This is a genomic window from Mycobacterium sp., from assembly GCF_035506235.1.
Taxonomy (GTDB): Bacteria; Actinomycetota; Actinomycetes; order Mycobacteriales; family Mycobacteriaceae; genus Mycobacterium.
Genome location: NZ_DATJPU010000139.1, coordinates 23,542 through 45,254 on the forward strand (window position 1 = coordinate 23,542; position 21,713 = coordinate 45,254).

The 21,713-nt window shown below is 68.8% G+C and carries 22 protein-coding genes; 15 read left to right on the forward strand and 7 right to left on the reverse strand.

Features of this window, described 5'->3' with window-relative positions; all coding sequences use genetic code 11:
• Positions 1 to 17: 17 nt before the first annotated feature.
• From VMD50_RS12725 to VMD50_RS12735, 3 genes are all read left to right on the forward strand, one after another.
• Entirely contained in the window at positions 18 to 962 is a 945-nt protein-coding gene (locus tag VMD50_RS12725; protein WP_325428130.1) for a GNAT family N-acetyltransferase, read from the forward strand.
• Positions 963 to 1,057: 95 nt separating this feature from the next.
• Positions 1,058 to 1,540 carry a flavodoxin family protein gene (locus VMD50_RS12730; protein ID WP_325428108.1) on the forward strand — a complete coding sequence of 161 codons (483 nt, stop codon included), beginning with the start codon at positions 1,058 to 1,060 and terminating at the stop codon, positions 1,538 to 1,540.
• 3 nt (positions 1,541 to 1,543) lie between these two features.
• The gene (locus tag VMD50_RS12735; RefSeq protein WP_325428109.1) at positions 1,544 to 4,345 is read left to right on the forward strand and encodes an AMP-binding protein; all 2,802 of its coding nucleotides are present in this window, start codon (positions 1,544 to 1,546) and stop codon (positions 4,343 to 4,345) included.
• 73 nt (positions 4,346 to 4,418) lie between these two features.
• On the opposite strand, the gene VMD50_RS12740 is transcribed toward VMD50_RS12735, so the two are convergent.
• Positions 4,419 to 4,685: a hypothetical protein gene (locus VMD50_RS12740; protein ID WP_325428110.1), complete on the reverse strand. Its 267-nt coding sequence runs from the start codon at positions 4,683 to 4,685 to the stop codon at positions 4,419 to 4,421.
• A gap of 210 nt (positions 4,686 to 4,895) precedes the next feature.
• Here VMD50_RS12740 and VMD50_RS12745 point away from each other — a divergent pair, with 210 nt between their 5' ends.
• From VMD50_RS12745 to VMD50_RS12755, 3 genes are all read left to right on the forward strand, one after another.
• The gene (locus tag VMD50_RS12745; RefSeq protein ID WP_325428111.1) at positions 4,896 to 6,173 is read left to right on the forward strand and encodes an alpha/beta hydrolase family protein; all 1,278 of its coding nucleotides are present in this window, start codon (positions 4,896 to 4,898) and stop codon (positions 6,171 to 6,173) included.
• Positions 6,174 to 6,183: 10 nt separating this feature from the next.
• Positions 6,184 to 7,587 (forward strand): wax ester/triacylglycerol synthase family O-acyltransferase, encoded by a 1,404-nt coding sequence (locus tag VMD50_RS12750; RefSeq protein ID WP_325428112.1) that lies wholly within the window; start codon positions 6,184 to 6,186, stop codon positions 7,585 to 7,587.
• Between the two features lie 86 nt (positions 7,588 to 7,673).
• Complete coding sequence (locus VMD50_RS12755; RefSeq protein WP_325428113.1) at positions 7,674 to 9,341, forward strand: HAD family hydrolase; 1,668 nt, start codon at positions 7,674 to 7,676, stop codon at positions 9,339 to 9,341.
• Here VMD50_RS12755 and VMD50_RS12760 read toward each other — a convergent pair.
• Positions 9,338 to 10,750 (reverse strand): WS/DGAT/MGAT family O-acyltransferase, encoded by a 1,413-nt coding sequence (locus VMD50_RS12760; RefSeq protein WP_325428114.1) that lies wholly within the window; start codon positions 10,748 to 10,750, stop codon positions 9,338 to 9,340. The two genes, VMD50_RS12755 and VMD50_RS12760, sit on opposite strands and share 4 nt — an antisense overlap.
• 81 nt (positions 10,751 to 10,831) lie before the next feature.
• Positions 10,832 to 11,038, reverse strand: coding sequence for a hypothetical protein (locus VMD50_RS12765; protein ID WP_325428115.1), 207 nt, complete (start codon positions 11,036 to 11,038; stop codon positions 10,832 to 10,834).
• A gap of 211 nt (positions 11,039 to 11,249) precedes the next feature.
• Between VMD50_RS12765 and VMD50_RS12770 the strand changes: the two genes are divergently transcribed.
• A complete protein-coding gene (locus tag VMD50_RS12770) occupies positions 11,250 to 11,870 on the forward strand; it encodes an SRPBCC family protein (RefSeq protein ID WP_325428116.1) in 621 nt (206 codons plus the stop codon).
• A gap of 51 nt (positions 11,871 to 11,921) precedes the next feature.
• Here the strand turns inward: VMD50_RS12770 and VMD50_RS12775 are convergent, their stop codons facing one another.
• Positions 11,922 to 12,356, reverse strand: coding sequence for an Hsp20/alpha crystallin family protein (locus VMD50_RS12775; protein ID WP_325428117.1), 435 nt, complete (start codon positions 12,354 to 12,356; stop codon positions 11,922 to 11,924).
• A 137-nt stretch (positions 12,357 to 12,493) separates the two neighbouring features.
• Between VMD50_RS12775 and VMD50_RS12780 the strand changes: the two genes are divergently transcribed.
• The 6 genes from VMD50_RS12780 (at position 12,494) to VMD50_RS12805 (ending at position 18,792) form a co-directional block, all read left to right on the forward strand.
• A complete protein-coding gene (locus VMD50_RS12780) occupies positions 12,494 to 14,614 on the forward strand; it encodes an adenosylcobalamin-dependent ribonucleoside-diphosphate reductase (RefSeq protein ID WP_325428118.1) in 2,121 nt (706 codons plus the stop codon).
• Between the two features lie 119 nt (positions 14,615 to 14,733).
• Positions 14,734 to 15,165: a CBS domain-containing protein gene (locus VMD50_RS12785; protein ID WP_325428119.1), complete on the forward strand. Its 432-nt coding sequence runs from the start codon at positions 14,734 to 14,736 to the stop codon at positions 15,163 to 15,165.
• A gap of 46 nt (positions 15,166 to 15,211) precedes the next feature.
• Positions 15,212 to 16,363, forward strand: a complete 1,152-nt coding sequence (locus VMD50_RS12790) for a site-2 protease family protein (protein WP_325428120.1) — start codon at positions 15,212 to 15,214, stop codon at positions 16,361 to 16,363.
• 24 nt (positions 16,364 to 16,387) lie between these two features.
• Positions 16,388 to 17,179 (forward strand): universal stress protein, encoded by a 792-nt coding sequence (locus VMD50_RS12795; protein ID WP_325428121.1) that lies wholly within the window; start codon positions 16,388 to 16,390, stop codon positions 17,177 to 17,179.
• 174 nt (positions 17,180 to 17,353) lie between these two features.
• The gene (locus tag VMD50_RS12800; protein WP_325428122.1) at positions 17,354 to 18,046 is read left to right on the forward strand and encodes a GAF and ANTAR domain-containing protein; all 693 of its coding nucleotides are present in this window, start codon (positions 17,354 to 17,356) and stop codon (positions 18,044 to 18,046) included.
• Positions 18,043 to 18,792 carry a GAF and ANTAR domain-containing protein gene (locus tag VMD50_RS12805; RefSeq protein ID WP_325428123.1) on the forward strand — a complete coding sequence of 250 codons (750 nt, stop codon included), beginning with the start codon at positions 18,043 to 18,045 and terminating at the stop codon, positions 18,790 to 18,792. The genes VMD50_RS12800 and VMD50_RS12805 overlap by 4 nt, the downstream gene beginning before the upstream one ends.
• Positions 18,793 to 18,796: 4 nt before the next feature.
• Here the strand turns inward: VMD50_RS12805 and VMD50_RS12810 are convergent, their stop codons facing one another.
• The 3 genes from VMD50_RS12810 to VMD50_RS12820 all read right to left on the reverse strand — a co-directional run bounded on the left by VMD50_RS12810 (position 18,797) and on the right by VMD50_RS12820 (position 20,889).
• Positions 18,797 to 19,396, reverse strand: a complete 600-nt coding sequence (locus tag VMD50_RS12810) for an MBL fold metallo-hydrolase (RefSeq protein ID WP_325428124.1) — start codon at positions 19,394 to 19,396, stop codon at positions 18,797 to 18,799.
• A 20-nt stretch (positions 19,397 to 19,416) separates the two neighbouring features.
• Entirely contained in the window at positions 19,417 to 20,319 is a 903-nt protein-coding gene (locus VMD50_RS12815; RefSeq protein ID WP_325428125.1) for a universal stress protein, read from the reverse strand.
• A gap of 138 nt (positions 20,320 to 20,457) precedes the next feature.
• Positions 20,458 to 20,889: a DUF2249 domain-containing protein gene (locus tag VMD50_RS12820; RefSeq protein WP_325428126.1), complete on the reverse strand. Its 432-nt coding sequence runs from the start codon at positions 20,887 to 20,889 to the stop codon at positions 20,458 to 20,460.
• Between the two features lie 53 nt (positions 20,890 to 20,942).
• On the opposite strand from VMD50_RS12820, the gene fdxA reads away from it, so the two are divergent.
• Positions 20,943 to 21,299: a ferredoxin gene (gene fdxA, locus VMD50_RS12825; protein WP_325428127.1), complete on the forward strand. Its 357-nt coding sequence runs from the start codon at positions 20,943 to 20,945 to the stop codon at positions 21,297 to 21,299.
• On the forward strand, positions 21,296 to 21,713 hold a 418-nt coding region (locus VMD50_RS12830; protein WP_325428128.1), incomplete at its 3' end, for a helix-turn-helix domain-containing protein. The genes fdxA and VMD50_RS12830, both read left to right, overlap by 4 nt.

Consider the following 21,713-nt stretch of genomic DNA (forward strand, 5'->3'; position numbering starts at 1 on the left):
AATTGTCGGCACTGGACATGTTCGCCGGAACGCCGGCGAAGGACCTCGCGGCGTTGGCCGCCCAACTGCGGCCGCTGCGGGCGGCCGCAGGCGAGGTCCTGATGCGCCAGGGGGAAAAGGCGTCTTCGTTCGCGATCATCACGTCGGGCCGGGTGGAGATCCGGCACGCCGGCCCGGACGGCCAGGTGACGGTCACCGAGCTGTCACCGGGGACGATCGTCGGCGAAATCGCTTTGCTGCGAGGCAAACCCAGAACGGCGACGGTGATCGCGAAGGACGACGTGCGGGGCTACGTCGGATACGACGGCGCCTTCGATTGCATGCTGGCCACGCCCGTCGTCGCCGAACGGCTGGTGCGCACCGCGCGGCAGCGCCTGGTCGCCTACATCGACCCGATCCCCGTGTCGGCCAGAGACGGCACCGGGTTCCTGCTGCGCCCGGTCCTGCCCGGTGACGCCGAGCGGTTCAAGAGCGATGGTTCGTTTTCACGGGAGACGCTGTACCGGCGCTACCAGGGCGGCGCTCCGACCGCGGCGCAGCTGGACTACCTGTTCGAGGTCGATTACGTCGACCATTTCGTCTGGGTCGTCACGGCCTGCGCGGACGGGCCGGTCATTGCCGACGCCCGCTTCATCCGCGATGAAGACGACCCGAGGTCGGCGGAGGTCGCGCTCACCGTCGCGGACGCCTACCAGAACCGCGGGATCGGGACGCTGCTGCTCAGCGCGCTGGCGGTCGCCGCGCGCGTCGACGGCATCGAGCGCTTACACGCCCGGGTGCTCGCCGACAACCCCCCGGCGCGCGCGCTGGGAAACAAGGTCGACGCGCGGTGGGAGCCCGAGGAACCCGGGGTGATCACCACGACCGGGGAAATCCCGGACCTCGATGAGTTACCCCTCGATCGCGACACCCTCCAGAAGGTCCAGCGCGTGGCCCGCCAGGTGATCCATGCGTTCGACTGAGGGGACCACCAGCGACCCCGAAGTGACTTATGCCCCGCGCCTTCGTGCCTTTGCGCCCTTGCCGGGTGGCGCGGCGCGCGCCCAGCATGAACCCCATGAAGTCGCTCATCGTCTGCGTTTCCAAATCGCACGGCAATACCCGGCGCGTGGCCGAGCGGATGGCTGAGGTGCTGGACGCCGAGGTCGTCGAACCCGAGTCGGTCGACCCCGAAACGCTCCGCCAGTACGACCTCGTCGGCTTTGGATCCGGGATCTACTATATGGCGGTAGACGACAGGCTGCGGAAGCTGATACGCCGCCTCCCGACCGTCGCCAACATCCGGGCGTTCACCTTCTTCACCAGCGGCGCCCGGGAAGTTCCGCTGCTGGACTACAACAAGCCGGTCCGAAAGCACCTGGAAGCAAAGGGCTTTGAGGTGCTCGGTTCGTTTTCTTGCCGGGGCTTCGACACCGTCGGGCCGTTCGGGTTCATCGGCGGGATCAACAAGGGACGACCCAACGACCACGACCTCGATCGGGCCGCGGCCTTTGCGGCGCGCATTCGCGAACGGGCCGGGGGGTCGGCGGCCGCGTCATGACCGATGGCAAGCCAAGAGTGCGCCGCTGACATCCTCGCGCTGGTGCGCGGCATCGTGGCCGAGGTGCACCCACATGCCAAGCCGCCATCGGTAACGCTCGACAGCACTTTCGACGACCTGGGCATCGGCAGCCTGGAGCTGGGCGAGCTGTTGCTGCGCGTGCAGGACAAGTTCGGGGTGGCGCTGCCGCCGCACATCCTGGCGACGGCGGAGACGCCGCGTGATCTCTTGACGGCCGTCGGGCGGAGCCGGCCCGCCCTGGAAGTGGACCGCGCGCGGGGCCGGGGCCCGGTGTCACCCCCGGTCACCGCCCCGGCCGGCCTGGTGCCCGAAACGGCGGCAACCCTGAACGACGCCCTCGCGTGGCATGTCGGCGCGACGCCGGGCCGGACACACATCCGCATCCTCGACGACGCCGACGGCACCGCCGACAACGCCGACGTCACCTATGCCGCGCTGCACCGGGAGGCCGCGGCCGTGGCGGCCGGCCTGATCGCGCACGAGGTGATGCCGGGCGAGACGGTCGCCATCATGTTGCCCACCTGCCGCGCCTATTTCGCCACCTTCGCCGGGGTGATCCTCGCCGGGGCCGTCCCGGTTCCCGTCTACCCACCGGCGCGGCCCTCGCAGCTGGCCGACCACCTGCGTCGCACGACGGGCATCCTCGCGAACGCCCGCGTCACCCTGCTGGTCACCGTGCCCGAGGCCGTCACCCTCGGGCATCTGCTGCGCGCGAACGTCGAAAGCCTTCGTCACGTCGTCGTCCCCGAATCCCTCACCGGCGCAAGCGAAGACCCGTTGCCGCCCATGCCGGTACCGCGGGCCGACGATCTCGCGCTGGTGCAGTACACCTCGGGCAGCACCGGACAGCCCAAGGGGGTCGCGCTCACGCACCGCAATCTGCTGGCCAACATCCGGGTGATGGGTCAGGCCGCGGCGGCGTCCGGGTCCGACGTGTTCGTCAGTTGGCTGCCGCTGTACCACGACATGGGTCTGATCGGCGCGTGGCTCGGCTGCATGTATTTCGGCGTCCCGCTGGCGGTGATGAGCCCGCAGTCGTTCCTGATCCGACCCTCGCGGTGGCTCTGGGCGATCCACGCCAACGGGGCAACCATGTCGGCCGGCCCGAACTTCGCCTACGAGCTGTGCCTCAACAAGATCCGCGACGACGAGATCGAAGGGCTCGACCTGAGCTCCTGGCGATTGGCCTACAACGGCGCCGAACCCGTCAGCGCCACGACCATCGAGCGGTTCGGTGATCGGTTCTCCCCTTACGGTTTTCGCCGCGAGGCCATGACGCCCGTGTACGGGCTGGCCGAGTCCTCGGTGGGCCTGGCTTTCCCGCCGTTGGGGCGGGGCCCGCTCGTCGACCGGATCCGCCGGGACGCATTCGTGCGTTTCGGGCAGGCCGACCCGGCGAAGCCGGGCGAGCCGGACCTCCGTTTCGTCGCGTGCGGCCGGCCCTTGCCGGGCCACGAGATCCGCGTCGTCGACGCCGCCGGCAACGAGCTGGGGGACCGCCGTGAAGGCCGCGTCGAGTTCCGCGGTCCGTCGGCCACCGCCGGATATCTCAACAACGCGGCCGCGACGCGCGCACTGTTCCACGGCGACTGGCTGGACACGGGTGACCTCGGGTACATGGCCGATGCCGACCTGTACGTCACCGGTCGGGTCAAGGACGTGATCATCCGGGCCGGCCGCAACCTGCACCCGGCGGAGCTCGAAGAGGCCGTCGGCAACCTTCCGGGCGTCCGCAAGGGGTGCGTCGCGGTGTTCGCCTCGCCTGACCCGGCGGGGGGCGCCGAACACCTGGTCGTCATGGCCGAGACCCGAGCGACCGGAGACGACGCCCGCGCCGCACTGCGATCCGAAATCGCGGCTACCACAGTCGATCTGCTGGGCGTGGCGCCCGACGACGTGGTACTGGCGCCGCCGCGCACGGTGCTGAAGACCTCGAGCGGCAAGATCCGGCGGGCGGCGAGCCGGCAGCTCTATCAGGCCGGGAAGGTGGGCGCGCGCCCGCGTGCGGTGTGGTGGGAATTGGCCCGCCTTCGGCTGCGCGGCGCGGTGCCCTCGATGCGCCGCGCCCGGCGCGCCGCGGGTGCCGTGGCCTTCGCCGCCTACGCGTGGGCGGTGTATACGGTCCTCGGCTTGTCAGTGGTCCTGTTGTTGCTGCTGCTACCGCGGCCGCGGTGGCGCTGGAAGGCGGCCCGGGCGGCGGCGCGGCTGCTGGCCCGTCTCACCGGAACGGCGATCACCGCGCACGGCCTCGACCACCTGCCCGCGAACACCTCCATCGCGGTGGCCAACCATCCCAGCTGGATCGACCCGCTGGTGCTGGCGTCGGTGCTGCCGGAGCGGTTTCACTTCGTCGCGGCCGAAGTGCTTGAGCATCAGGGGCTCAATGGATTCGTGCTCAGGAGGCTGGGCCACCAGTTCGTGGAGCGCCACGAGCGCGAACACGGCGTGGCCGATGTCGGGCGGCTCGCCGCCCTGGTGCGAGCCGGGCAGTCGCTCGTCATTTTCCCGGAGGGCCGGCTGGCGCGTGCCCCCGGTTTGCGGCCTTTCCACATGGGGGCATTCGCGGTGGCCGCCCAAACCGGCGTGCCCGTCGTCCCGATGGCCATCCGCGGAACCCGCACAATATTGCGGCCGGAACACCATTTTCCGCGGCGGGGCGCCGTCGACATCGCGGTTGCCGAGCCGATCTGGTCTTCGGGCACCGACTGGACGGCTGCGGTGGACTTGCAGCGCGCCGCCCGCAAAGTCGTCTTGGACCTGTCGGGGGAGGCGGACGTCGAATGACCAGTATCGACAAAGCAGATGGCCGGGCGGTGCCTCGTCGCAACCGCCCGGCCATGCTTGAACCGCCGTCGGTTCACTCGCTGGGCTTGGTTGCCGCCTGACCGGCGCTGTGCACCACGTTGCGGAAGAACTCGATGCGGGCGGCGCTCAACTGCTCGGCGAGGTCCAGGGCGGCATCGACAACGGTCTTGCGCCGCGACTGCTCGGGGAGCACGGGACTGATCTGATCGACGAACTTGCGCACGGCCTCGATTGCCTGCTTGCGGCCGTTCTCGACGGATTCGAGCACGTCGTCGGAAAGTTCCGCCCAGCGCGGCTCGGATTTTTCGGGTGCTGCCATTGTCACTCCTAGTGTTCGGGTCTTTACGGCTCTGTGCCGAGGCTCCACGTTACGACTGTCGGGGGCACCGGCACGAGTGACTAAAGTCCTGCGCATCCGATCATTCGTCCCCGAGCCGGATGATCTGTGCCTGCCGGTCAAGGACTTTCGCGACTTTGGCCGGGCCGTAGGTCCCTAACGCGCCGGATCGGCGGGTGTTAGCGTGCCGCCATGGCCATACCCGACAGCCATGAACGCGAAGGAACGGGCGCTCCCCGCCGGAGCCCGCCGGCCGTCAATGGCTTGGGCAAGGCCGTCGAACCGTTCACCGGCACCGGTCGGTACGTCGCGCAGTCGTGGCGCGATTACCTCGACAACACACCGAGCGAACTTCCGATCGCACGGCCCACCCTGGCCCTGGCCGCCCAGGCCTTTCGCGACGAGATCGTGCTGATGGGCCTGAAGGCACGCCGCCCCGTCAGCCGGCCCGAGGTGTTCGAGCGCATCACCGGCGAGGTGGTCGCGGGGCTGCAGTTCTACGGCAAGAGGGGATGGCTCGACCACCCGAAGCGATTCTTCGGCGCGCCGCCGCCGCTTTCCGACGTCACGGTCCGAAAGGTCAAGGGGCGCACCCGCTCTCTCTATCGCATCTCCTTCGACAGCGGGTATCTGCCGCGGCCGGGTGAACCGGGCGCGGAACGGTGGATGAGCTACACGGCGAACGACCGCGAATACGCGCTGGTGCTCCGCCATCCCGAACCACGGCCCTGGTTGGTGTGTGTGCACGGGACGGAGATGGGGCGGGCCGCGCTGGACCTCGCCCTGTTTCGCTCCTGGAAGCTGCACGACGAACTCGGCCTGAACGTCGTGATGCCGGTCCTGCCGATGCACGGGCCACGGGCCCGCGGCCTGCCCAAGGGCGCAATCTTTCCCGGAGAGGACATCCTCGACGACGTGCATGCCACGGGTCAGGCGGTGTGGGACATCCGGCGGTTGCTGTCCTGGATCCGGTTGCAGGAGCCCGAGTCGCTGATCGGGTTGAACAGCCTTTCACTCGGCGGTTACATCGCGGCGCTGGTCGCGAGCCTCGAAAAGGGCCTCACCTGCGCCATCCTCGGTGTTCCGGTGGCCGACCTGGTTCAGTTGCTGGGGCGCCATTCCGGGCTCGGTGCGGACGACCCCCGCCGGCGCACGATGGAACTGGCCGAACCCATCGGACGGATGACGTCGCCGCTGTCGCTGACCCCGCTCGTGCCGATGCGGGGCCGTTTCATCTACGCCGGCGTCGCCGACCGGGTCGTGCATCCGCGTGAGCAGGTGGTCCGCCTCTGGGAACACTGGGGTAAGCCCGAAATCGTCTGGTACCCCGGCGGTCACACGGGGTTCTTCCGGTCGCGTCCGGTGCAGAACTTCGTGTGGGATGCGCTGCGGCAGTCCGGGCTCCTCGATGCGCCGGCGGCGCGGCGCGAGCGCCCCGCGCCGCCGGCGCGGCGCGACCGCCCGGCTTAGGCGCGAAGAAATGGATCCGCTGGACCCGCTGGACGTGGCGATGATGGCCGCGGAGCTGGTCGCGAGCCCGATGCATGTCGGCGCCGTGCTGATCCTGTCGCCACCGGAAGACGCCGGCCCCGACTACGTCGACGACCTGTACCGCGAGGCCCTCGCCGGCAACGATTCGATCGATCCCAGGCTGTGCCGGTACCCGCGCCGCGGCGTGGACACCGGCGGCGTGTGGGTCTGGCGCCACGTGGACAACCTTGACCTGAGCCAACATTGCCGGCGCAGGACCGTCCCGGCGGGCCGCAACGAGTTCTGGCGGCTCATCGGCGAGCTGGACGCCGAGCGGCTCGACCGGTCCCGCCCGATGTGGATGTCGTATCTGATCGACGGCGTCGACGGTGGCCGCTTCGCGTTCTACATCAAGGTGCACCACACGGTCATCGACGGGGTGGCCGGCTTCCAGATGATCGCCGACGCACTGAGCAGCGATCCGGAACGCCGGTCGATGCCGCCCTTCTATGCCGACCGCCGTCACGTGTCCTCTCGGCAGCCGGCGGCGAGCGGGCTGGCGTCCCGCCTTGTCGCGCCGGTGCGGTCGCTGCTAGGCGCGGCGACGTCGAGCGTCGGGCTCATCGGTCGGGCCGTCACGGGGGAGATTTCGAACGTCTTCGACACGCTGGTTGGGCACACCACCGTGCTGCCCTTCGAGGCGCCCTACACGCGGTTCAACGGCCGCCCGGGGCGGGGTCGTGCCGTCGCGGCCGGCAGCTGGGCGAAGGACCGCATCCGGGCGGTGCAGCGGGCCACGGGCGTCACCGGCAATGACGTGGTGACCGCGATGGTGGCCGGCGCGGTGCGCCGCTGGCTGCTTCAGCGTGGGGAGCTGCCCAGGCAATCGCTGGTGGCGATCTGCCCGATCACGGTGCGCGCCCGCGAGTACGACGCCGCAAATGACCGGCACGGCAACATGTTCGGCCTCTGGCTGTGCCCGTTGGGCACCGATGTCGATGACCCGGCCGCGCGGCTGGATTTGATCCACCGATCGATGTCGGAAGGGAAGCGCTGGGTTGCCAGGCGCGGATCGGCGGCGTCGCTGCTGACCACCGCGCCGAGTATCGCCGCGACAGTGGTCGTCCCGCTGCTGTCGTTCACGCCGAAGGTCCGCACCGGATACAACCTGCCCATCTCCCACGTGCCCGGTCCCGATACCGAAATGTATTGGAACGGAGCCCATGTCGACGAAATGTATCCGGTCTCGACGGTCTTCGACGGTATGGCCTTCAACGTGACGACGTGTTCCTACGCCGGCCGGGTCGGATTCGGCTACGTCGCGGGCGCCGAGCTGATGCCCGACATCGACACGCTGATCCCGCTCACCGAGGAGTGCCTGACCGAGCTCGAATCGATCGTGAGGGTGGGTTGAGCGGACCCGGAGGGCATTGCGACCGGGGCCAAACGGCCCTACAAAGCTCCGTGCGCCGGCCTTAGGTTCGGGCATGGGGAAGGCAGATGGGAAAGGCTGTGGCATTTTTCAAGGTGGTCGCAGTCGACCTCGACGGCACCATTGCATCGGGCGGTGACCTGTCCCCGGAAGCCTTGGAGGCGATCGACAAGGCGCGGCGCGACGGGCTGGCAATCGTGCTCGTGACGGGCCGCATCGGAGCCGAGCTGCATGCCGAATTCCCCCGGATCGCCGACCACGTCGATGCGCTGGTACTGGAAAACGGCGCGGTCGTCGTCCTCGACGGACAGACGCACGCGCTGGCGGAACCGGTCGACCACGGCCTTCATGAGGCGCTCGCCACCCGGGGCGTCCCGTACCGGCGCGGCGAGGTGCTGGTGGCCGTTGACGGGGAGCACGCCGCGACCGTCGTCGAGGTGATCGGCGAGCTCGGGATGGATTACCAGATCGTGCGAAACCGGTCCGCCCTGATGGTGCTGCCGGCGGGCACCACCAAGGGCACCGGGCTGACCGCCCTCTTGGCCAAGATGAATCTGTCCCCCCACAACACCGTCGCGGTCGGCGACGCCGAGAACGACTTGTCGTTGCTCGGTGCCGCCGAGGTCGGTGCCGCCGTGGCCGATGCCGTCCCGTCGGTCCGGCGATTCGCCGATGTCGTCCTCGATCAGCCGGATGGGGCGGGTGTCGCCGAGCTGCTCGCGCAGCCGTATCTCGCAGGGGCGCAACGCTGGTGCCCGCCGCGCCGCTGGGTCGACATCGGCACCTTTGACGACGGGAGCACGACCCGATTGCCGGGAAGTCAGGGCCGCATCGTGGTCACGGGACCGGCCGCGTCGGGAAAAAGCTACCTGCTCGGCCTGATGGCCGAGCAATGGATCCTGGCCGGTTATTGCGTGCTCGTCATCGACCCCGAGGGCGATCACCTGCAACTGCAGCAGCTCAACCAGGTGCAGGTCCTCGACGGCGGTCACCGCCTGGCAGAGCCGGCCGAGATCGTCAACGCGTTGCGTCCGAACTCCAGCACCGTGGTGGATCTGTCGGGACTGGCCGAGCCGAGAAAGAGCGAGTATGTGCGGCGACTGCGGTCAACCGCCGAGGCGCACCGCCAACAGCACGGATTCCCGCACTGGGTCGTCTACGACGAGGCCCATCTCCTCGGCAGCGACGAGGAAGCGCACTGGGCGCGTCGCGGCGGTTACGTTTTGTGTTCGTTTGCCCCCGCATCGCTTCCCCCGCGTGAGATCGACAACAGCGACGTCGCGCTGACGCTTACCGGCGCCGACATCGCGGCCGACATCGCTGCGCGACGGAGGGCCACCATCCGTTTCGGATCGCAGCCGCCCCGTGGGTTCACCATCGCGGAGCGCCGTACCGCCCACGTCCGGCACCGGCACAAATATGCCGATATCCGGCTTCCACCCGAACGGCGATTCTACTTTCGGCCGACCAACGGCGAATGCATTCCCGCGGCCGCGAGCATGCACGACTTCTGCAATGCGGTAAGACACCTCGACCAGCAGGCACTCGAATACCATCTCGAACGAGGCGACTTCTCGCACTGGCTCGAAGGGACCATCGCCGACAAGGACCTCGCGTTGCTGGTGGCGGCATGGGAGGACGAGCTGGAGGCCCAACGCGCCGCCGACGTCGAACGCATACGCGATCAACTCCTGCACGCGGTCGAGAAGCGTTACCTGCCCTCGGAACAACGCTAGTTGGCCAGCCTGGCCGGGTGACCGCTTCGCTTCCTTGCCGGCTTGCGTGCCAGGGCGCGGGTCACCAGCCGTGCGACGCCGAGTTCGATGCCGCTGGCAAGCTCGTCGACGTCGGGTGTGGCGTCGTAGTCCGCGGTGACGCCGAAGACCAGCTCGTCGACGTAGGTCAGCATGCTGATCACGGTGCGCAACTGCATCGCGATCGGCGGGATCGGCAGCAGTTCTTCCACCGGGCGGCCGAGCACCTGCAGCCGCTGGCGGGGGCCCGGCACGTTGGTCGCCAGGGTGACGATGCTGCGCTGCGGCAGCCGCGTCAACAGCCGAATCGCCCACGCGCTCACCACGAACGGCAGGTAATTGGTCAGCGTGACGAAAGTGCTGGCGGCTTGTCGCTCGCCGCTGCCCTTGAGCCTGTCCAGCCGGGTGTGGACGAGCCTGAGCCGCTTCACCGGGTCCTGCTGCTCGACGGGCAGCGATGACAGCATCGCCGAGACGCGAACATCGGTGCGGTTCATGGCGTCCGGCGCGCGCACCGACACCGGGACCAAGGTGCGCAGCGAGTTGCGCCGGGGTTTCTCACCGCGACGCAGCAGCATGGTGCGGAAACTGTCGGTGATCGCCGCGAGCGCCACGTCGTTGAGCGTCACGCCGAAGGCCTCGCACACGGTTTCGACTTCCTTGAGTGACACCCGCGCCGCGCCGTAACGCCGCATGTTGGCCACAGAGCCGTGCAGCGACGATCCCGCCGCCGGCATCGCCAGGCCGGTGACTAATTCGGCTGCGCCCCTTGCCGTCTGCGCGGCGGCCGCGGTGGTCGCCAGGGACGCGCGCCATAGCCCGCCGGCCCAGGTCAGCGGATTGCGGCTGAGTCCCGCCGACAAGACGATGGACGACGGCAGCTCCTTGGCGGCGCGGATGTCGCCGGCGAACGTCTCACCCGCGCCGGGGTCGGCGAGACTGCTCAACATCTGCACGGTGGCGATCCCGTCGGCGATGCAGTGGTGGACCTTGACCAGGGCCGCCCACCGCCCTTCCGGTAGGCCCTCGATGACCCAGCACTCCCACAACGGGTGGTCGCGATCCAGCCTGCGCTCCATGAGGTCGGCGATCAGCCGGAACAACGCGGCGTCGTCACCGGGGTGCGGCAGCGCCGCCCGCCGCACGTGATGGGCGATGTCGAAGTGGTCGTCGTCGATCCATTCGGGTGCCGCCAATTCGAGGGGGTGCTTATGCACCAGCTGCGTGAACCGGGGGACGCCTCGTATCCGTTCGCGCACCGCCGCGGTGAACGTCTCCACGTCCGGCATCGGCCCATCGATGACGGCCAGCGTGCCGATCGCCAGACTCAGGTGCCGGTCGGCGTCTTCGGCCTCCAGGAAGCTGGCTTCCATGGTTGATAGCTGTTCCATCGGCGCTCATCTCCGATCCACGGCGGTCCGCATTACTATGCGGCCGCGGCGCGGGCGTCGATAGTGCCGTTGGTCCCAAAGCTAGGAGCGCGACGCGGCACTCACCTGGGCCATGATGCGATCCAGCACGATCATGGACAGATCCCCGTCGTCGGCGACACGGGAAAGCCCGCGCCGACGCAAGAAGGTGTCCAGGCGCCGATCGGGAGACCAGTCCGCATAAATGGGGCCGAGGTAGCGCGAGACCAAGAATTCCCGCGCAAGGGCGTCGACGTCAGTATCAGTCAATAACAACGGTGGGTTGGGACCCATAACCGTCATGCTCCTTTGTTCAGCCGCAACCGCCGCAGCCAAAGTTACGTCAGCCGAGGTGATTATTCCGTCACGCGGAGGTTGCGGATAGGGTCCAAAGTCCTCGATGGCGCGCGGGGAACATTGGCGTCGGCGCAAGGACCATTGACCCTGGCGGACGGCGCGGCCACTCACCGAGACTGGCGTCATGGCCAACAACGCGATGAGACGGACCACCGAGGCGGCGGCGCTGCTCGGGCTGCTGTATGGCGCGCGGCAGTACTACCGCAATTGGGGCGCGACCAAGGCCGAGTGCCGGATGGTGCTGCCCGGCGACAGGTCGGTGCCGGATCCGGCCATTCAGACAACCGAGGCCGTATACATCGATGCGCCGGTATCCGCGGTGTGGTCCGAGCTGTTGCGGGCGGCTCAGCGGCGCCGCGACGACGATTCACACCCGGAATCTCAACCCCTTGCGGTCGGCGACGTCGTGCGCGTGGCGCCCGAGGGCTGGATGGGCCTACCCGACGGGGTGACGTTGACCGTCGCCGAGCTCGTCGCGGGAAAGTACCTCGTGCTCAACGCCACGCGAGCGGATCTGCGCTGGAATGCGGTGTGGTCCTTCCACGTTCAGCCGCATTGGGAAGACCGGGTCCGGCTCCTCACCCGCGCCAGGATCGCCCTGCGCCACCCCGGCGAGGTGTTTGCCATGGAACTGGCCAGGCCGGTGATCGCCATGGGCACACGAGCTTTGTTGCTCGGCATCAAGAACCGGGTCGAGCGGTCCCAGATGACGACGCCGACAGAAGAGGCCGTTGAACTCGGTTGATTGCCCATCGGAACGGGCCCGGGATCGCGATCCCGGGCCCGTTGCTTCCGGCTAGCTGGTGGCTACCTGCACATGCTTCTCGGCGGGTGAGGGTTTCGAAACGCCCACGGAAACAGTGAGGATGCCCTTGTCGTAGGTGGCCTTGATGTCGTCCTCGTCGGCGCCGGCCGGCAGCGAGACCGTGCGGACAAACGAGCCGTACGAGAATTCCGACCGGCCGTCGAATTCCTTCTTCTCGCTGCGCTCGGCCTTGATCGTGAGCTGACCGTCGCGGACGGTGATGTCGACGTCCTTGGCCGGGTCGATGCCCGGGATCTCGGCGCGAACCACGTAGCGACCGTCGGTCATCTCGTCCTCCAGCCGCATCAGCTTGGTGTCGAACATCGGGCGGATGCCGGCGAACGAGGGGAACGCCGCCAAGAAGTCCGCAAACTCGGGAAACAGCGAACGCTGTGACTTCTGGGTCGCAGGAAGGCTGGTGGTCATTGTGTTCTCCTGGAGTGTTATGAGTGCCTGAAACGACGCTTAAATCCGATCACGCGGGCCGATGCGGCGATAGGGACTCAAGTCCCCATTGGGTTTCGAGGTACCGGATTTCGGTGAAAGGCGGCGATACTCGGGAGATGGGGAGCCGGCCGGGGACTGCGGAGCGGCCGCCGAGCGTTCGGCAACGCGACGGGCGCCTGGTGCCCTTCGACGCGGGCCGCATCGAGGCCGCGATCGCCGCGGCCGCGCGCGAGGCCGGGCACGGGGACCGCGCGGCGCCGGGCAGGGTCGCCAGGTCGGTCGCTGACGCGCTGGTCGCGCCGCCGCGCCGGCCCCGCGCCGCCGTCGCGACCGTGGAGGAGATCCAGGACCTCGTCGAGGCCCAGCTCGTCGCGGCGGGCCTGGACGACGTCGCCCGCGCGTACATGGTCTACCGCCAGCACCATGCCGAGTTGCGCGCCGCGAAGGCGCTGCTGGGCGTGCGCGATGAGCTGAAGTTGAGCATGGCCGCGGCGACGGTGCTGGGCGAGCGCTACCTGCTCTGCGACGAGCGCGGCAGGCCGACCGAATCGACCGGGGACATGATGGACCGCGTCGCCAGCTGCGTCGCGGCGGCCGAAGACGGCTTCCGGCGCGGCTCCTCGGCGATGTGGGCGGAGCGATTTTCGGCGCTGCTACGCGGCCTGGAGTTCCTGCCGAATTCGCCGACGCTGATGAACGCGGGCACCGAACTGGGCCTGCTGTCCGCGTGTTTCGTTCTGCCCATCGAGGATTCGCTCCGCTCGATCTTCGGCGCGCTCGCCCACAGCGCGGAGATCCACCAGGCCGGGGGCGGCACCGGCTATGCGTTCGGTCACCTGCGTCCCGCGGGCGATCGGGTGACCCGCACCGGGGGCACGGCGAGCGGGCCGATGTCTTTCCTTCGGCTCTTCGACACCGCGGCCGGCGTCGTCTCGATGGGCGGCCGGCGGCGCGGAGCGTCGATGGCGGTGCTCGACGTTTCGCACCCTGACATCTACGAATTCGTCAGTGCCAAGGCGGATTCTCAAAGCGCGCTGACCCAGTTCAACCTCTCGGTGGGCGTCACGGACGCGTTCTTGCGAGCCGTCACGCGCGGCGGGGAGCACCGGCTGGTCAACCCGCGAACCGGCAAGACGGTCGCGCGGGTGCCCGCCGCCGACCTGTTCACGGCAATCTGCGCGGCCGCGCACCGATGCGGCGACCCGGGATTGGTGTTCCTCGACGCCGTCAACCGCGCCAATCCGACGCCGGCGCGGGGCCGGATCGAGGCAACCAACCCGTGCGGGGAAGTTCCGTTGCTGCCGTACGAGTCGTGCAACCTGGGCTCCATCAACCTCGCCCGGATGGTCAGCGGCGGCGGCGTCGATTGGGATCGGCTCGCGCAGGTCGCCCAACTGGCCGTGCGCTTTCTCGACGATGTGATCGACGTCAGTCGCTATCCCATCCCGGAGATCGAGGCGGCCACCCGCGCGACCCGCAAGGTCGGGCTGGGCGTCATGGGGTTGGCGGAGATGTTGGCCGGCTTGGGGATTCCCTACGACAGCGAGCGAGGCGTTCGTCTGGCCGGCCGGATCGCGCGCAGCATCGAGCAGGCGACGCAGGCGGCGTCGGCGCGGCTGGCCGAGGAGCGGGGGCCGTTTCCGGCGTTCGGCGACAGCCGGTTTGCGGGCTCGACGCCGCGGCGCAACGCCCAGCTCACCTCGATCGCCCCGACCGGCACGATCTCCCTGATCGCGGGCACCACCGCGGGGATCGAGCCGATGTTCGCGATCGCCTACACCCGCTCCGTCATCGGGCGGCGCCTCCTGGAGGTCAACCCATGCTTCGATCGGCTCGCCCGCGACCAGGGGTTCTATCGTCCCGAATTGATCGCCGAGATCGCCCGCCGCGGCGGCGTGCGCCAGTACCCACACCTGCCCGCCGAGGTCCGGGCCGCATTTCCGATCGCGGCGGAAATCGCTCCGCAGTGGCACCTGCGGATGCAGGCCGCCGTGCAGCGGCACGTCGACGCGGCGGTGTCCAAGACCGTCAACCTGCCCGCCGATGCGACCGTCGACGATGTCCGCTCGCTCTATCTGGCGGCATGGAAGGCGAGGGTCAAAGGCATCACGGTTTACCGTTACGGCAGTCGGCCCGGACAGGTGCTGACCTATGCCGGCCCGGCCACCGAACAAGCGCCGCTGTCCGCCGGCCCCACCTTCAGCGGCGGCTGCGTGGGCCACATCTGCGAGTTCTGACCGGCGGACCGGGCAGGTCCATTGGCCGCCGGCGCAAGGTCAAACGACCCTAGTCGCGGCCACGGCGCCGCCTTAGTTTCAGCTGCAGGGTGGATTCGGACCCCAGCGAGGAGGATGCAATGACCACCGCACGCGACATCATGAGCGCCGGAGTGACCTGTGTTGGCGAGCACGAGACGCTAAGCGCTGCGGCCCAACACATGCGCGAGCGCGATATCGGCGCCCTGCCGATCTGCGGCGACGACGACCGGTTGCACGGAATGCTCACCGACCGCGACATCGTGGTGAAAGGTCTGGCGGCGGGCCTGGACCCGAACACCACGACGGCCGGGGAGCTGGTCCGGGACAGCGTCTACTACGTCGACGTGAACGCGAGCATTCCCGAGATGCTCAACGTCATGGAAGAGCATCAGGTCCGCCGGCTTCCGGTCATGGAAAACGACCGCCTGGTCGGCATCGTGACCGAAGCCGACATCGCCCGGCACCTGCCCGAGCACGCCATCGTCCAGTTCGTCAAGGCGATTTGCTCACCTCTTGCCATTTCCGGCTAGCGGCGTCTGAAAGGCTCAGCCGGCCAACGACTTTGGAGGTCAGAAAGTGCGCGATGCGATACCGCTGGGACGGGTCGCCGGTTTCCCGGTAAAAGTGCACTGGAGCGTGCTGGTCATCCTCTGGCTGTTCACCTGGAGCCTGGCGAGCACGCTGCCCAGCGCCGTCAAAGGGTATTCAACCGCGGCCTATTGGCTCGCCGGGGCCTGCGGCGCGCTGATGCTGCTGGCCTCGCTGTTGGCCCACGAACTCGCGCATGCGATCGTCGCCCGCCGCATGGGGGTAGCCGTGGGCAGCGTGACGCTCTGGCTGTTCGGCGGGGTGACCACGCTCGAAGGCGAGGCGAAGACACCGAAAGCGGCCTTCCGGATTGCCATCGCGGGCCCCGCCACCAGCCTCGCGCTGGCGGCGATGTTCGGCGGGCTGGTCGCGGTGCTGCGCAGCGTGGGGGCCGCTCCCATCGTCGTGGCCGTTGCCTCCTGGCTGGCCGTCATCAACCTGCTGCTGGGCCTGTTCAACTTGTTGCCGGGCGCCCCGCTGGACGGCGGGCGCGTCTTGCGCGCCTACCTGTGGCGCCGGAACGGTGACCCCGTGCGCGCCGGCATCGGCGCGGCACATGCCGGACGGGTTGTCGCGTTCGTCCTGATCGCATTGGGGTTGGCCGAGTTCGTGGCGGGCGGCGTCGTCGGCGGCGTCTGGCTGGCGTTCATCGGCTGGTTCATCTTCGCCGCCAGTCGCGAGGAAGAAACGCGGATAACCACCCAACAGCTTTTCGCCGGGATGCGCGTCTCCGACGCGATGACCGCCCGGCCCCACACCGCTCCCGGATGGATCACCGTCGACGATTTCATCCACCGCTATGTGCTGGGCGACCGCCACTCGGCGTACCCGGTGGCCGACCGGAACGGGTCGATCGTGGGGCTGGTCACGCTGAGCCAGCTCCGCGACGTCGCGCCGGGCCGACGCGGCACCACCAGCGTGGCTGACATCGCCCTGCCGCTGGACGCGGTGCCGACCGCGGGACCGCAGGAGCCCCTGACGGGACTGCTCGAGCGGATGGCACCGGTCGGCCCCCGCAGCCGTGCGCTGGTGATCGACGGCGGCGACGTGGTCGGCATCATCACGCCCAGTGACCTCACCCGGCTGATGGATGTCTACCGGCTCTCCCAGCCGGGACAGGCCTTGGCGGGCCATTCCTGACGGCCGAAAGGTGTTGGCAGGCTTATGAAACCGATCATCGTCGGCATCGATGGCTCGGCGGCGGCCATCGCGGCCGCGCTGTGGGGTGCCGATGAGGCGATCAGCCGTGGTGTGCCGGTGCGCCTCGTCGCGGTCATGAAGCTGACACACCCGTCCACCGACGACTACGCCCGTGACCTCGCGCACGCCGAGAAGTCGCTTCGCGAGGCGCGGTCCGCGATAGAAGCCGGCCGCAAGACGGTCACCATCGAAACCGACATACTGCGCGGTCCGGCCGGGCCGCTGCTGGTGGAGGCATCCTCCGATGCCGAGATGATCTGCGTGGGATCCGTGGGGATCGGGCGCTACGCCCGCTTGATCCTGGGTTCGACGGCAACCGAGCTCGCCGAGAAGGCGCATTGCCCGGTGGCGGTGCTTCGCACCGATGTCGAACAGCCACCGCCCGACATCAACTGGATCGTGGTCCGGATGACCGACGCACCCGACAACGACATCGTCGTCAAATACGCTGTGGCGGAAGCGAGATTGCGCCGGGCGCCCATGCTGGTGCTCGGGGGCCGGCCGGAGGACCTCACCGAACATGCCGACGGCGAGTTCGAACGGCGGGTGGAGGATTGGCGGCGGCGCCATCCCCAGGTGCGCGTCTACCCGATCGCCACGAAGGACGCCATCGCCGGTTTCCTGGCCTCCAATGATGAACGAGTCCAGCTCGCGGTGATCAGCGGCAGCGAGGCCAACCAGCTGGCGCGGCTCGTCGGGCCCTACGGGCATCCACTGTTCCACCACCCCGAATGTTCGGTGCTCGTCGTCCGCTAGAAGCCTGCTGTGCTGCGCGAAAGTGACGTTTGGCACTTACGCCTCGGCCCCCACGCGGCAATGATCACCGGGTGCCGACGTGCTCCACAGGAAGGGTGATCAGCGGTGCTCGGTGATCGGACCTCCCGGATCTGGACATCGATCGCGTTGCTCGCGCGGCGCGAAGGATCCTCGATGTCGCCGAGGCACGCGTGCATGGCATGCGCCGAGGCGGTCGGTGTCAGCGGTGCCGGGCTCGTTTTGGCGAGCGGCACGGGGTCGTTGGAAACGGTGTACGTCACCGATTCCCATGCCGGTGCGGCCGAAGAGCTGCAGGCGACCGTGGGCGAGGGTCCAGGCATCGATGCCCTCGAGTCGGGCAGGCCGATTCTCGTCGGCGATCTGGCCGCACCGCTGAGCAACAGCCGCTGGCCGATGTTCGCGGCCGACGTGGGCCGGCTCGGGGTCCGCGCCATGTACAGCCTTCCGCTGGCGCTGGGGGCCATCCGGGTGGGGGTGCTCGACCTCTATCACGACGCCCCGGGCCACCTCGACCAGGAACAGCTGATGGACGCCTTGATCTACGCCGACACCGCGTTGCTGCTGGTGCTCGACGCCGAGTGCGGCATCACCACGCCGGCGGACGGTGACCATCCCAACGGCCTCGGCCCGGTGCTGTGGCACGCGGAGGTTCACCAGGCGGCGGGCATGATCTCGGTGCAACTCGGCGTATCGGTCCTGGACGCGCTGGTCCGGCTGCGCGCGTACGCCTACGGCCACAGTGCGCAACTCACCGACGTCGCACGCGCCGTCGTGGAACGCCGGCTCCGATTCCGCCCGGACGACGCGACACCCGCGGCGGGCCGGGGAGGGCGGGGGCAGCTATGACCGGTCCGCAGCCCGCCCTCGCGAATTCGTTCGTCGAACTGGCGGACACGCTCGTCGCCGACTTCGACCTGATCGACTTTTTCCACCTGGTGACGGTGCGCACCCAGCAGACCCTGGGGGTGGAGGCGGTCGGCCTCCTGGTCGCCGACAATCACGGTGGCCTCAACGTCGTCGCCGCATCCAGCGAGCAGGCCCGCGTGCTGGAGCTGTTCCAGCTGCAACACGCCGAAGGTCCGTGCCTGGACTGCTACCGGAGTGGGCGGCCCGTCAGTTGTCCGGATCTTTCCACGGAATCCGACCGGTGGCCGCATTTCGTGCCGAAGGCCCTCGACATCGGGTTCGCCGCCGTCCATGCGGTGCCCATGCGGTTGCGCGACGAGGTGATCGGCGGAATGAACCTGTTCACCGCGACGCGCGGTTGTCTTGATCCCGAGCGTCTCGCCGTCGCCCAGGCGCTGACCGACGTGGCGGCCATCGGGCTGCTGCAGGAGCGCGCCATAAGTCAGCGAGATCTGCTGACCGAACAGTTGCAAACCGCGCTCAACAACCGCCTGAGCTTCGAGCAAGCGAAAGGCATTCTGGCCGAACGCGGTCGCATCATGGTCGGTGAGGCGTCCGAACTGTTGCGCAGGTACGCCCGCCGTCACAATCGGAAGGTGACCGACGTGGCCGACGCCGTCGTCCGCAACGATCCCGCCATCGCCGACCTTGTGGATCGTGTGGGCGGCATAGCGCCGATCGACTGATCGCTCAGCGGATCCGGTACTCGGCGCCGTCGCGGCCCCAGGACCCGAACGGTGGCCGCTCGCCCCGATCGATTGCCCGGATGCTCGGCCGTCCGATGTGCGCGAAGACCAGTCGGCGCACGCCTGCCCGGCGCGCGACGGTCGCGACGTCACGCACGCAGGCATGCCCGCCGACACCGCCGGCGAATCGAATCGGCTTGTCCCATCCGGCGGCGTCGGCGAACAAGAGATCCACGCCGGCCGCCCAGTCGGGGAAGGTCCAGAATTCGGGCGCCCAGGCCGCACGCTGCCGCGCGGTTTCGATGAGATACCCGTAGGCCGGATGAGACGTGTGCCGCACCGGTAGCGGCCGCAGGGCCACGCCGCTGGCCTGAAACGGTACAACCGCTGGGCGCACGCCGAGTTCGCCCGCCCGCGTGCGGATTTCGGGCATAAGTTCGGCGTGCTCGTCGCTGACCAGCCACGCGTCCAGGGGCGGGGCGGGATCCGCGCTGCCTCCGCCGTCGAGCATCACCCGATGGCCGCACCAGCTCACCGACAGCCCGGCCGGACGATACCGGGGCGAGTTCATCGCCCCGACGCCGACAAGCACCAGCCGCGGCATCTGGCGGGTCGCGGCCGGAACTAGGCCACGGCCTCGCGCGCCACGATGACCGGCACCCGCGCCATTTGGGCGACGGTTTCGCTGACCGAGCCCACCAGCATCCCGGCGAATCCGCCTCGGCCCCTGCTGCCGACGACGACCAGCTGGGCCTCTCCGGACGCCTCGACGAGCCGGCGCGCGGGCTCAGCCTGCACGACGACTCGCGCGACCTGGACGTCGGGGTACTGTTCCTGCCAACCCGCCAGCCGCTCGGCCAATACCTCTTCGGCCATGGATTGCGTTGCGGGCCAATCGATGCCGGGCCACTCCGAGATGTCGAGATCACTCCAGGAGTGCAGAGCGACCAGGCCGGTGTGGCGGCGCGAGGCTTCGTCGAAGGCGATCGCGGTAGCCAGCTCGGACGCCGGCGAACCGTCGATGCCGACCAGCACGGGCGACTGAGCGGCGGTGGGCGTCGACGGGTCCTCGTCGTGGACGATCGCGACCGGGCAATGGGCATGACGCAGCAGGGCCGAACTGACCGAGCCGAGCAGCCGACCGGGCCAGCGCCCGCTGCCCTGTGCACCCATCACCACCATCTCCGCCTCTTTGGACAGGTCGATCAGGGTGGGAACGGCGCCCGACAACAGGATTTCGGTTTGGACCCCGGCGGGACCGCCGGGCGCGGTCGACTCTTCGACGACCTTGAGCGCGCCGTCGATGAGCCGGCGACCGTGATCCTGCTGCCAGTGCATCACGCCGGCCGGCAGTGGCGTCCGCAGCCACGTCGAAACCTCCGGCGAAACCGCGTGAACGAGCGTCAGCGGGATTTTTCTCAGCGCGGCCTCGCGTGCCGCCCACTGCACCGCGACCCGCGCGGCCGGCGAGTCGTCGATGCCCACGACGATTCCCATGGGTCCCACAGCTGCGTTGCGCGATGACATGGCGTGTCCCCTATTTCTCGGCTGTGTCCTTCACGCACGACGATATTGAGGCGGACGCGTTCGACGTCAGAGCCGTTTGTCACCAGCCGCGCGGGCACAAGGCCCGGGACCTGCCGCAGGCTCACGAGCAAGCAGACATCAGACGGCTTGCCGTGCGGACGGTTTCGCCGCCGGCTCCAGCACGAGCACTTGGCGCCACCGGTGCACGGACACCGCCCCGGTCGCGTCGGGCTCGGCGCCGGGGCTGACATCTTCCCCCGGCGACGATGCGGGCGGAACGCACGAGGAGGAGCGTGGGCTGAAATCGTTGGTGTAAGCCAGGATTCGGGGCAGCGGGGTAGAGGTGAGCCTGGTGATCCGGATCCGCCAGACCCGGGGCCCCTTCTCGAGGTAGTCCCAGCCGTAGCTGCCGGGGTGATCGGCGTCGAACTCCTGCCGCAGGTGCTTGGGGTCGTGGTTGTTCACCAGCACGAAGGACTCACCGACCGCCAGCGCGCCGAAGGCCGCAAAGATCGTCGGGTGCTTGTCCGGCTTGCGCAGCTCGCGCACGTCAACTTCGTTGTCTGCCACTAATTCTCCGTAGTCCTTGGTTTGTACAACAGATTTTGTGTAAACTCTACCGCATGACGTACGTGATCGGAAAGCCGTGCATCGACGTGATGGACCGGGCCTGTGTCGACGAGTGTCCGGTGGACTGCATCTACGAGGGCGGCAGGGCGCTCTACATCCACCCCGACGAGTGCGTGGACTGCGGCGCGTGCGAGCCGGTGTGCCCGGTGGAGGCGATCTACTACGAGGACGACCTGCCCGGGGAGCTGACGCCCTACCTGGCCGATAATGAGGCGTTCTTCACCGAAGTGCTGCCCGGTCGGGACGAGCCGCTGGGGTCGCCGGGCGGGGCAGCCAAGATCGGTGCCCTCGGTGTCGACACACCGTTGGTCGCGGGCCAGCCCAGGGTCGACGAGAGCAAAGGAGCGTGAGCCGGATTACGTCAGTCGGAGAACCCGCCGGTCACCGCCGCCGTGAGGTGCTGCGGTTATTGCGTTCGTCGCCCGCACCGATGAGCATTCTCGCGATCGCCGAGGATCTCGGCGTGCATCCCAACACCGTGCGTTTCCACCTCGACAGCCTGCTCGGCGACGGCCGGGTCGAGCAGGTCGAGCCCGGCCGCAAGGGGCCCGGGCGCCCACCGCTGATGTTCCAGGCGGTCCGGCAGATGGACCGCGGCGGAACGCGCCACTACCGGCTCCTGGCCGAAATCCTGACCGAGGCGCTGGCCGCCGACCGCGATCCGCGCAGCAAGGCGATGGCCGCGGGCCGGGCGTGGGGACGCAACGTGGAACTGGCCCCGGAGCCGTCGGCGCCGCCCACCAGCGCCGAGGACGCCATCGACC